Source organism: Mycobacterium sp. E2497, assembly GCF_001668695.1.
Taxonomy (GTDB): domain Bacteria; phylum Actinomycetota; class Actinomycetes; order Mycobacteriales; family Mycobacteriaceae; genus Mycobacterium.
In genome coordinates, this window is the sequence record NZ_LZKD01000163.1 from 1 (window position 1) to 10228 (window position 10228).

Sequence of the window (10228 nt, forward strand, 5' to 3'; positions counted from 1 at the left end):
GCTTCCCGCGACACCACCTTGTATTCGGTGAGCCACCCGTCCTGCCCGCTGCCGTAGCTGTCGGAGTTGGCGGTCGTCGGCATCCCCGCGGCGATCTCTGACGAACGGGCGGCGACGCTGCCCTGCGCCGGGGTCACGGCGTGGAACGCGCTCGGCGGACCCAACCCGGTTCGGGCGGGCCAGACGGTGCTGACCCTTGGATCGGGCGGCGTGTCGGTCTTCGCGTTGCAGTTGGCCAAGGTGTTGGGCGCCCGGGTCATCGCGACCACCTCGAGTCCGCGAAAGGCCGAGACTCTGCGGGAGCTCGGCGCCGAGGAGGTCATCAACTACCGCAGCAACCCGAGCTGGGGCGAACAGGTGCGTGACGTGACCGAAGGACGCGGTGTCGACCGCGTCGTCGAAGTCGGCGGGCCGGCCACCATCGAGCAGTCGTTGCGGGCGGTCGCCGTCGGCGGAGAGGTCACGCTGATCGGCTTCCTCAGCGACGACAACCCCGGCGTTGACTATTTTCTGTTGAGGGGTCGCGGTGCGACAACACGCAGCATCACTGTCGGCGACCGCGCCGATTTACAGGATCTCGTCCGCGCCGTGGCCGCGACGGGCCTCACGCCGGTCATCGACGAGGTTTTCGAGTTCGAGCAGGCCAAATCGGCGTTCGAGCGACTGCGCGATGCCAAGCACGTCGGCAAACTGGTCATCCGGGTGAGTTGAAGGCGCGTGGCGGACCCGTGTCAACGCAAGAGGTCTTTGACCACCTTGCCGGTGGCGTTGAGAGGCAGGGCGTCCAGAAACCGTACCGACCGCGGCACCTTGAACCCCGCCATGCGTTCGCGACACCAATCGATCAATTCCTCAGCGCTGACAGCGTCTTTCGCGACGACGAAAGCCTTGCCCACCTGTCCGAGCCGTGCGTCGGGAACGCCGACGACCGCCGCCTGCGCCACGGCCGGGTGGTGCATGAGAAAGCCCTCGATCTCCGCGGGGTACGCGTTGAATCCTCCGACGATGAACATGTCCTTCTTGCGGCCATTGATCCGGAGCCGACCCGAAGAATCCAGACTGCCCAAATCCCCGGTGTGCAGCCAGCCGTTGTCGTCGATCGCCTCGGCGGTGGCCTCCGGATCGTCGAGGTACCCCTGCATGACGCCGTAGCCGCGGACCAGCACCTCGCCATCGTCGGCGATGCGCACCTCGACCCCGTCGCACGGCAGGCCCGCAGTGGTGGCCACGTCCTCGAACGAATCGCCGGGCCGGGACAGGGTGACGTTGCCGGCCTCGGTGAGCCCGTATCCGGTCATCAGCGTCTGGAAGGGCAGTTCGCCGTGGATGCGGCGGACCAGTTCGACGGGGATGTCGGCGGCGCCGGTCACGCCCGCCCGCAACGTCGCCAGCTTGGCTTTGTCGCCGACCGTCAGCAGCGAGTGATACAGCGTCGGTGGACCCGGCAGCAGCGTGACGCGTTCGCGTTCAATGAGATTCACCACCGTGTCGACGTCGAAAACCGCGACCGGCAGCATCGTCGCGCCGCGGAGAAACGACGTGACGAGCCCCGCTTTGAGCCCGAACGTGTGGAAGTACGGGTTGATCTGCAGGTAGCGGTCGCCTTCGCGCAGGTCGGCGAGCGTCGCCCATTCCTCGTACATCCGCAGCGTCTGGCGATGATTCATCATCGCGCCCTTCGGGCGGCCGGTTGTGCCCGAGGTGAAGATGATGTCCGAGACGTCGCTTCCGCTCACCGTCCGCTCGAACGGTGAACCGCTGGAAAGGAAGTCGGACTTCAGATCGATGACGGGTGTGCCCGCCGGCGCGGTGTAGTCCTGGCCCAGAAAACCCTTCTGAACCAGGACGGCCTTCACCCCGCTGCGGGTGATGATGTCACCCGCTTCTTCGGTCTTGAACCGGGTGTTGACCGGCACCAACACGCCGCCCGCGGTGAGCAGCCCGAAGGCCGCGATGATCCACTCCGCGGAATTCGGCGCCCAGACGGCGACGCGGTCACCCCTGTCGACGCCCAGTTCGGCAAAAGCGCCCGCCGCGCAACGGATCCGCTCGACCACCTCCGAGAAGGTGAGGCGCAGCGGACCGTCCACGACCGCTTCCGCGTCGCCGAAGCGGTCCGCCGCGCTCAAGACCATCTCGGGGATGGTCTGCCAGTTCGTCACACCGTGACGAGCCGGCCGAGGTTTCCGCCCATGATCTTCGCCTGGTCTTCGACAGGCAGGTGCGACAGCGCATTGATGTAGTACGTCGGCTCCGCGAGCCCCTCGGGGTGCGGCCAGTCCGAGCCGTACAGCACCTGGTCCACGCCGACTAGGTTGATCAGGTCGTCGATGCCCTCCTCGAAGAACGGGCTGACGTAGATCCGGTTCTTCACGGTTTCGACGGGGTCGCTCGGGAAGGCCTCCGGGGCCTTCCGGAAGACCTCGGCCAGGCCGTCGAGCAACGGGGTCATCCACTTCGATCCGGCCTCGACGATCGCGACCTTCAGCTTGGGGTGGCGATAGAGCGCGCCGTGAATCACCCACGAGCCAACCGCGTCCTGAATCGGCCGCCACTCGTTGAGGATGCCCATCGCGTTGGTCTGGAACGGCAGCATCTCCTGGTCGGCGCCGTCCCACTCGGACGTGTACCGGGAATAGCCGCTGTCGGACGAGTGCATGCCGACCAGCAGGTCGTACTCGACGACCCGCTCCCAGAACGGGTCGAACTCGGGCAGCGCGAACGACCGGGGGCCGCGGAAGCCGGGGACCGGAGCCGGGCGGATCAGGATGCACCGCGCGCCGCGCTTGACCACCCACTCCAGCTCCTCGATCGCCTTCTCGACGATGGGCAGGGTGATCACCGGGGTGGTGAAGATGCGGTTCTGGTAGTTGAAGCCCCAGACCTCGTCGAGCCACTGGTTCAGCGCGTGGATCAGGACGTGGATGGCGACCGGGTCGTCACGCAACCGCTCCTCGATCAGGCTGGCCAGCGTCGGGAACATCAGCGTGCGGTCCAGGCCGAGCTCGTTCATCTTCTCCAGCCGCGGGCCGGGCTCGAAGAACGCCGGGATCGCGCGCATCGGCTCGCCGAACAGCTCGCGCTTGCTCTTGCCCTCGGGGTTGCCGTACTTGAAGTACTCCTCCCAGGCGCCCGGTCGGGCGACGACCTCGAAGGTCGGGTTGGGGATGTAGTTGCTGATCACGCCGCGCAGCGCGATCTTGGTGCGCCCGTTGATCTGCACGTATTGGACGTAGTCCTTGTACTCCTTGGGCAAGAACTTGGTCAGCGCCTCCGGCGGCTCGTAGAGATGGTTATCCGCGTCGAAGAGCGGAAACGGGACGTCCTCCCGATGCGACAACTGGCCCATGAAATCCTCCTTCGCAATTTATGAGAATACTATTCTCTCATGGCATCGAACCGCAACGGGCCCCCGCCATTGCGCGGGAACCCGTCAGCAGGTGGCGATGATTTTGAAGGTCGCGGTGGCCGGCTCGTTGGGCTTGTCGGACCTGTAGCCGTGCGCGGTGCCGGTGATGGTGAACCTGTCTCCGCTCAGCCTGGTATCCGCGTCACCCTCTCCGCCCCGCGAGTACATGCCGGTGAAGCCGTTGACGTTGCGGATGTGGACCGACTCCGCGCTGACGGCGTCCGCTTGCTCGTCGACGACGACTCTGGCTCCGGCGAAATCGCCGCCGATGTCGATCGTCCGGGTCCATTGCAGTTGACCGCACTTGACGACGTTGAACGTCGTTTCGTTTCCGTTGACCGTCACCGAGGCGGTGCTGGACAGCCGGGTGGGCGGCCGCGGAGTGCATGCGCCGGCGGCCGTGACTGCGAGCACCGCCACGACCGCGGCCGCGATTCGATCCCGCAAGGGGTACCCCTGTCTTCACTGACGGATAGCGCTTCGGCCTGCAGCGACGATGTTATTCTCTGCACCTCAGACAAATGCCGATATCGTCTGTTCTCGTCCAAGGAGCGATGCCGCATGGTGGACCTGGAGATCGACGACGGGTTGGCTGTGCTGACCATCGATCGGCCTCACGCGCGCAACGCCATCGCCCTGGACACCATGCAGCAGCTCGAAAAGGCGCTCGACGCGGCGGCGGGCGCCAGGACGCTGGTGATCAAGGGCGCGGGTGATCGGGCTTTCGTGTCCGGTGGCGACCTCAAGGAGCTGCGCGCGCTGCGCACCGAAGAGGATGCGGCGGCGATGGCCAAGCGGATGCGCGCGATCTGCGATCAGCTCGCCGGCTTCCCCGCTCCGGTGATCGCCGCGCTGAACGGTCACGCCTTCGGTGGCGGCGCCGAGGTCGCCGTTGCGGCCGACATCCGGCTGGCGGCCGACGACGTCAAGATCGCCTTCAATCAGGTCGAGCTGGAGATCATGCCGGCCTGGGGTGGCGCCGAGCGGCTGGCCGAACTCGTCGGAAAGAGCCGGGCGCTGTTGCTGGCCGGCACCGGAACCGCCCTCACCGCGGAGGAGGCCGAGCGAATCGGCTTGGTGGACCGGGTGTTGCCGCGCGCCAAGTTCGACGAGGGATGGCAATCCATCGCGAGGTCGCTGGCTCGCCACCCGGCAACCGAGATCAAGCGCGTAATCAGCGGAGTTTCGGCGGACGAAGCGATAGCATCCTTTGCGCGGCTGTGGGTTGCCGACGCGCACTGGCGGGCCGCGGAGCGGGTCATGAACCGCACCATGAGTGCGCGGCGGGCGGCCGGAGGAGCGAGATGAGGGGCAGACTGGCGGGCGCGACGACGCTATCGGTGCTGCTGGTGGGTGCGACCAGTTCCCTCGTGAGCGCCGGCCACGCCCGGGCCGACGACCCGGTCATGCATCACGTCAAATACACCGTGACCGCGAAGAATCCGATCTACACCGACATCTACTACCTGGACCACCAGCCGGAGAAATTCTCCGATTACAGCCACAACCCTTACTCGTTCACGCCGCACGTCGATGTCGACCTCGGCCCCGGCACGCCGTGGAGCTTCGACCTGGACATGTCGAACCCCGACGATTACGCGATGGTCGTGGCGAGCACGGGTACGGAGCCCGGCACGCCGGGGCTTCACTGCGATCTGGCGGTCGACGGGGCCGTGGTCGTATCCAGGGACGGCCCCAAGGGCGTGCTCTGTTCGCTGCGCAACTGGTGAACGACCCAGGTCTGCGGCACACCATCGATCGGCTGCGGTTCGCCTTCCAGGCGCCGCAGGTGCTCTTCGACTAGTTGCACCGTTTCGGCGTGACCACCGGACATGCCGATCGCCCGCTCAAGAACCAGGAATCTCGACAAGCTGGACATGAGCACGGTAATCACGACCGGCGGCATCGCGTCTTTAGCCACCCCATACCGCTGCAGAGCGGCCGTCACCGCTTGCCGTTCCTCGTCACGCAAACGTTCTGCATAGTAAGCGATTTCGGCTCGCAATTCCTTGCGGTGGTTGGCCAACGCCATGAATTCCATGGAAATCCGGGTGAATGCGGGATCGGTGCCGAATCGCCACAACGCCCAAAGCGGCTGCGGCGACTTCATCAGCTGCGCGTGCACCGCGAGCGCTTCTTCGCCGCGGCGGCGGAACACCTCGAGGAAGAGCTCCTCCATGGTGCGGAAGTAATAGTGCACCAGTTGCGGCTTAAGCCCCGCCTTGTTCGCGAGGCGGCGGGACGTGACTGCGGCGTAGCCCTCGTCGAGCATCAGCTGCTCGGCCGCGTCGAGCAGCAGACCGCGATTCTTCGCGTCCGGCGCCCCGATCCTGCGGACCGATGTCATCCCGCTACTCCGTCCCTCCCGATCGCGTGGCGACCACGGAAATCGTAGCGCGGCACGGCGTTGTGACCTTGACCACGACATTCCCGCCGTGCTAAGCAGGTGCTCAGCAGATTCTCGAAACGGGGGCGGTTTCGCATGCCGACGAACCCCACCGGTAAACCCAGCCCAGGGAGACGCACATCCGATGAGTAACTACGAGTCGATCGACTTCTTCACCGATCCGTCTCTGGTCCCCGATCCCCACCCCTACTTCGACTACCTGCGCAGTCAGAATCCGGTGCTGCGGCTGCCCCATTACGGCGTCGTCGCCGTCACCGGGTACGACGAAGCCTGCGAGGTCTATAAGGACCCCGAGACGTTTTCCAACATCGTCGCCCTGGGCGGGCCGTTCCCCCCGTTGCCCTTCCAACCCGAAGGCGACGACATCAGTGCCCAGATCGACCAGCACCGCAGCTTTTTCCCGATGAACGAGCACATGGTCACCATGGATCCGCCGGACCACACCAAGGCGCGATCGGTGCTGGCGAAGCTGCTGACCCCCAGCCGGCTGAAGCAGAACGAGGAATTCATGTGGCGCCTCGCCGACCGTCAGCTCGACGAGTTCCTGCGCAACGGCGAGTGCGAGTTCATCGCCGAGTACTCAAAGCCGTTCGCCACCTTGGTGATCGCCGACCTGCTGGGCGTGCCGGAATCCGACCACAAGGAGTTCCGCAAGGTCTTGGGCGCCGACCGCCCCGATGCGCGGGTGGGTGCGCTGGACCACGAGTCGGTCGGCATCAACCCGCTGGAGTGGCTCGACGAAAAGTTCTGCACCTACATCGAGGATCGGCGACGCGAGCCACGCAACGACGTCCTGACCTCATTGGCTTCGGCGAAGTACCCCGACGGCTCGACGCCGCCCGTCATCGAGGTCGTCCGCTCGGCGACGTTCCTCTTCGCCGCCGGCCAGGAAACCACCGCCAAGCTGCTCAGCGCGGCGCTGCAGGTGCTCGGGGACCGGCCGGACATCCAGCAAGAGCTGCGCGACGACCGCGGCCTGATTCCCGGGTTCATCGAGGAATCGCTGCGGATGGACAGCCCCGTCAAGAGCGATTCACGACTGGCCGTCAAGAAGACCGCCATCGGTGGGGTCGACATCCCCGCCGGCACCGTGGTGATGGTGCTCCCGGGTGCGGCCAATCGCGACCCGCGCCGGTTCGACAACTCACACGAATTCAACCTGCACCGACGAAACGTGCGCGAACACATGGCGTTCGCCCGCGGCGTCCACTCGTGCCCCGGCGGACCGCTCGCCCGGGTCGAGGGCCGCGTCTCGATCGAGCGCCTGCTGGACCGGATGTCGCACATCGAGATCGACGAAGCTCACCACGGTCCGAGCGCCGACCGCCGCTACACCTACGAGCCGACGTACATCCTGCGCGGCCTGACCGAACTGCACCTGAGGTTCACGACCGCCGACGCGGTCGCGGTCGCGGGTTGAATCACAGGCTCATGCCGACGAAGTAGCAGCCGAGCAGGGCGGTGGCCATGGCGACCACCCACGCGTCGGTCAGCCGACCCAGCAGTGCCGGGGCGTTGCGGACCTCCATGAACTCGCGAAAAATGATGCGCACCTTGACAAGTGCGATCACGATGACGCTCGACGTGACCACCGCACTGGATTTCGGCGCCGTACCGACCGAATGGTCGATCCATAGGTAGGCCAGCGTCAGCGACGCCAGGATCAGCCATACCCCCAGCAACCGCTTGTTGAACTTCACTTCTCACCTCACCACGTACAGCAGCGCGAAGATGAGCACCCAGAGGAAGTCGACGGTGTGCCAATAGGTGGCACACGTTTCGACATTCTGCTGGGATCGCCGCGCCGGACTTCGGAGTTGGTAGACGACGACACCGAGGGCGACGAAGCCGATCAGCAGGTGCACGAAGTGAATGCCGGTGAGGAAGAAGTAATAGGTGAAGAAGTCGTTGCTCCCCAGGCCATTTCCCGCGTGCACCAGCCGAGCCCACTCGAACACCTTGAAGAACAGGAATGCCGCAGCGAATGCGGCCGTGACGAACACGTCTCGCAGCGCCGCACGATAGGCGCCGGCGCGGGCGGACTGGACACAGCGGGCGACCGACCACGAGCTCAGCAGCAGGACAAGGGTGTTGAAAACCCCGATGCGCAGGTCGAGCTGCGCCTGTGAGTGCAGGAAGAGCTCGGGGTTGCGAGCGCGGGAGAACAGGTAGAAGCCGAAATATGCGGTGAAAACCAGGGTCTCGAACAACACGAAGGCCCACATGTCCGGTTGGCCCGGGACGAATCTGGCCCGTGGGTCCCCGTCGGTCATGTCGGTCATCAAGCAGCCGCCTCTTTTCGCGGCAGGTCGGGCAGGCGCCCGGTACCGAAGTCTTCGCGGCGGATCATGTGAAACAGCATGACGATGAAAGTGACTTGGTAAACGCCGAATACGACCATGTCCAGCCACCAGGCGATCTCGCCATCCCACGCGAACACGCCACGCCGAAAGATCCAGCACGGCGCCACCACCACCTCGGTCAGCGCGTTGCACAGGTTCAGATAGCCGAACCACTTGGGGAACACGCGGTTCCTGTCGAGCAGGATCGCGACCATCCAGATCAGCGAGCCGATCAGGAACACCCCCATCGTGCCGTCGAAGGACAGGAAGGCGAAGTCGTAAAGCCAACCGATCGCTTCGGGGTCGCGCTCGGGTCGCAGCGTGCCGACGATCAGCGCGATGTTGAGCAGCAGCATGCCGGGAACCGCACTGAGCGAATAGATGAGCAGATACGAATACCCAAAGGCTCGGCTGACCGACATGCGCCGCATCGAGTATGCGATCAGGGCGTTGTTGACCGCGATCATGCCGCTGATGGCGAAGATGATGCCGAAGCCAACCGGTATCCCGAGACGGCGTTCGGAGAACCAGTGGAGCTGTGTGGCGAGGTCCCAGGTGGGCTCCGGTGGGGGCTGGACTTGCGCCACGATGAAGAACATCGGGAAGAAGATGTTGTAGAACAGCATGAGCGTCCCCCACGCGAACCACAGTTCCCGTTTGGGGTTGTGCCTCACGTGCCAACGGATTCGGCGAGGCAGGGCTCCAGCGGGGGGCGGCGGTGGGGACGTCGGCGGTGTGATCACCGCGCTCATGCGTTGACCAGTTGGTCTGGCCGCCCGTGGGTCTCGGCGCGCTCGCGATAAACGGTGCGCCCCAAGACGACGCCCATCACGACGATCCAGACGGCAATCGCGACGTTCTTCACCCAGAACGACAAGAAGCCGTCCCATGCCAGCGGTCCGGTCAGCGAGACGCCGACGAACGCCGCGGGCACCAGCGCGGCGGCCAACAGAAGGTTGAAGTGAGCCACCCAGCGGCCGAACACCGGGCTCGGCTGATCGTCGAAATAGATTGCCACGGCGAGTATCACGCTCTGCCCGATCAGGAAGGGCACGAGGATCGTGAAGGTGATCCAGCCGAAATCGTTGAGCAGCTGAGTGAGCCCCGGGCTCCGCTCCGGCCGGAAGGCGGCCAGCAGCCAGCAGACGTTGGCGACGAGGAACAGGGTCGGACCGCCGGCCGCGCAACCCAGCATCGCGTAGGAGAAGATCGGCGTTCGGTGCGCCATCCTGCGGAGCTGCAGCACGATCAAAGCCAGAATCGGGACTAGGCACACCCCGAACCAGTTGAACAGGATCATGCTGTATCGAATCTCCGGGAGATGCGCCGGATCGCGGTAGAACGCGGCGACCTGTTCCGCCGGCATCGTCGGTGACATCGGCGGGTTGAAACCCGGGAAGAGAAAGAACGCGGCGATCCAAATGATCAGGGCGGCGGGCAGACTCCACAGCAGGATCAGCTCACCGTCGGTCCGCCGCAGCGGCGCCCGCGTCGTGCCCCGACCCTGAGTAACTCCACCGTCGGCGTCGGACATCAGCACCCCTCCCCTACGAGATCGGCCACCCACACGCCCAGTCAGCGAAGCTAGCCGATCGGCTAGCTTCGAGTCAATAGCATCGTCTAGTCTCTGTGCGTGGGCACAGCGCGGGAGCAGGTCAACGGTGGGCAATTCCGGCTGATCGAGCACAGCGCGGCCCGGACGCGGGTGTTGGATGCCGCGTTGGAGCTTTTCGCCGCGCACGGTGTCAGCGGTACGTCGCTGCAGATGATCGCCGACGCCGTCGGGATAACGAAAGCCGCTGTCTACCACCAGTTTCGGACCAAAGAGCAGATCGTCATCGCCGTGACCGAGCGCGAACTCGGCCGGCTCGAGCCGGCCCTCGAGGAGGCCGAAGCATACGACGACGGGCCTCAGGCGCGAGATGCCCTATTGGTGCGGGTGATCGAGATGGCCGTTCGCGACCGCCGGTTGGTGCGCACGCTGCAATTCGATCCCGTCGTCGTCCGATTGCTGGCCGAGCACAAGCCGTTTCAACTCTTCATGGACCGTCTGTACCGGGTATTGCTGAG

At 65.2% G+C, this 10228-nt stretch carries 13 protein-coding genes; 5 read left to right on the forward strand and 8 right to left on the reverse strand.

Annotation, left to right across the window (positions count from 1 at the left end; all coding sequences use genetic code 11):
- The first annotated feature begins 210 nt into the window (after nucleotides 1–210).
- Nucleotides 211–711, forward strand: coding sequence for a zinc-binding dehydrogenase (locus A5713_RS15055; RefSeq protein WP_231980429.1), 501 nt, complete (start codon nucleotides 211–213; stop codon nucleotides 709–711).
- 20 nt (nucleotides 712–731) lie between these two features.
- Here the strand turns inward: A5713_RS15055 and A5713_RS15060 are convergent, their stop codons facing one another.
- The 3 genes from A5713_RS15060 to A5713_RS15070 all read right to left on the reverse strand — a co-directional run bounded on the left by A5713_RS15060 (nucleotide 732) and on the right by A5713_RS15070 (nucleotide 3856).
- Nucleotides 732–2162 (reverse strand): FadD3 family acyl-CoA ligase, encoded by a 1431-nt coding sequence (locus tag A5713_RS15060; protein WP_082972964.1) that lies wholly within the window; start codon nucleotides 2160–2162, stop codon nucleotides 732–734.
- Nucleotides 2159–3349 carry an amidohydrolase family protein gene (locus A5713_RS15065; protein WP_068096617.1) on the reverse strand — a complete coding sequence of 397 codons (1191 nt, stop codon included), beginning with the start codon at nucleotides 3347–3349 and terminating at the stop codon, nucleotides 2159–2161. The genes A5713_RS15060 and A5713_RS15065 overlap by 4 nt, the downstream gene beginning before the upstream one ends.
- A gap of 84 nt (nucleotides 3350–3433) precedes the next feature.
- Nucleotides 3434–3856 carry a lipoprotein LpqH gene (locus A5713_RS15070; protein ID WP_068096618.1) on the reverse strand — a complete coding sequence of 141 codons (423 nt, stop codon included), beginning with the start codon at nucleotides 3854–3856 and terminating at the stop codon, nucleotides 3434–3436.
- A 114-nt stretch (nucleotides 3857–3970) separates the two neighbouring features.
- On the opposite strand from A5713_RS15070, the gene A5713_RS15075 reads away from it, so the two are divergent.
- Together A5713_RS15075 and A5713_RS15080 are read left to right on the forward strand one after the other, a co-directional pair.
- Nucleotides 3971–4717 (forward strand): enoyl-CoA hydratase/isomerase family protein, encoded by a 747-nt coding sequence (locus A5713_RS15075; RefSeq protein ID WP_068096619.1) that lies wholly within the window; start codon nucleotides 3971–3973, stop codon nucleotides 4715–4717.
- Nucleotides 4718–4815: 98 nt separating this feature from the next.
- Nucleotides 4816–5139, forward strand: a complete 324-nt coding sequence (locus A5713_RS15080; RefSeq protein WP_082972965.1) for a hypothetical protein — start codon at nucleotides 4816–4818, stop codon at nucleotides 5137–5139.
- On the opposite strand, the gene A5713_RS15085 is transcribed toward A5713_RS15080, so the two are convergent.
- Nucleotides 5055–5756, reverse strand: a complete 702-nt coding sequence (locus A5713_RS15085; protein ID WP_068096623.1) for a TetR/AcrR family transcriptional regulator — start codon at nucleotides 5754–5756, stop codon at nucleotides 5055–5057. The genes A5713_RS15080 and A5713_RS15085 overlap by 85 nt on opposite strands.
- Nucleotides 5757–5940: 184 nt before the next feature.
- Here A5713_RS15085 and A5713_RS15090 point away from each other — a divergent pair, with 184 nt between their 5' ends.
- Nucleotides 5941–7236, forward strand: a complete 1296-nt coding sequence (locus tag A5713_RS15090) for a cytochrome P450 (protein ID WP_068096625.1) — start codon at nucleotides 5941–5943, stop codon at nucleotides 7234–7236.
- Nucleotide 7237: 1 nt separating this feature from the next.
- Here the strand turns inward: A5713_RS15090 and A5713_RS15095 are convergent, their stop codons facing one another.
- Genes A5713_RS15095 through A5713_RS15110 form a run of 4 tightly spaced genes read right to left on the reverse strand, consistent with a single transcriptional unit; the run spans nucleotide 7238 to nucleotide 9692 of the window.
- A complete protein-coding gene (locus A5713_RS15095) occupies nucleotides 7238–7516 on the reverse strand; it encodes a cytochrome C oxidase subunit IV family protein (RefSeq protein ID WP_068096627.1) in 279 nt (92 codons plus the stop codon).
- A gap of 3 nt (nucleotides 7517–7519) precedes the next feature.
- Entirely contained in the window at nucleotides 7520–8098 is a 579-nt protein-coding gene (locus A5713_RS15100) for a cytochrome c oxidase subunit 3 family protein (RefSeq protein ID WP_068096628.1), read from the reverse strand.
- Nucleotides 8098–8910: a hypothetical protein gene (locus tag A5713_RS15105; protein ID WP_067922814.1), complete on the reverse strand. Its 813-nt coding sequence runs from the start codon at nucleotides 8908–8910 to the stop codon at nucleotides 8098–8100. Before A5713_RS15105 ends, A5713_RS15100 begins: the two co-directional genes overlap by 1 nt.
- Nucleotides 8907–9692, reverse strand: a complete 786-nt coding sequence (locus tag A5713_RS15110; RefSeq protein WP_068096631.1) for a hypothetical protein — start codon at nucleotides 9690–9692, stop codon at nucleotides 8907–8909. Before A5713_RS15110 ends, A5713_RS15105 begins: the two co-directional genes overlap by 4 nt.
- Before the next feature lie 99 nt (nucleotides 9693–9791).
- On the opposite strand from A5713_RS15110, the gene A5713_RS15115 reads away from it, so the two are divergent.
- Nucleotides 9792–10228, forward strand: a 437-nt coding sequence (locus A5713_RS15115) for a TetR/AcrR family transcriptional regulator (RefSeq protein WP_068096629.1), incomplete at its 3' end; no start/stop codon positions are given.

Coding starts and splice junctions, on each gene's coding strand:
- A5713_RS15065 (WP_068096617.1), bottom strand. CDS start 3,349: ATGGGCCAGTTGTCGCATCGGGAGGACGTCCCGTTTCCGCTCTTCGAC.
- A5713_RS15110 (WP_068096631.1), bottom strand. CDS start 9,692: ATGTCCGACGCCGACGGTGGAGTTACTCAGGGTCGGGGCACGACGCGG.
- A5713_RS15105 (WP_067922814.1), bottom strand. CDS start 8,910: ATGAGCGCGGTGATCACACCGCCGACGTCCCCACCGCCGCCCCCCGCT.
- A5713_RS15080 (WP_082972965.1), top strand. CDS start 4,816: ATGCATCACGTCAAATACACCGTGACCGCGAAGAATCCGATCTACACC.
- A5713_RS15090 (WP_068096625.1), top strand. CDS start 5,941: ATGAGTAACTACGAGTCGATCGACTTCTTCACCGATCCGTCTCTGGTC.
- A5713_RS15085 (WP_068096623.1), bottom strand. CDS start 5,756: ATGACATCGGTCCGCAGGATCGGGGCGCCGGACGCGAAGAATCGCGGT.
- A5713_RS15075 (WP_068096619.1), top strand. CDS start 3,971: ATGGTGGACCTGGAGATCGACGACGGGTTGGCTGTGCTGACCATCGAT.
- A5713_RS15100 (WP_068096628.1), bottom strand. CDS start 8,098: ATGACCGACATGACCGACGGGGACCCACGGGCCAGATTCGTCCCGGGC.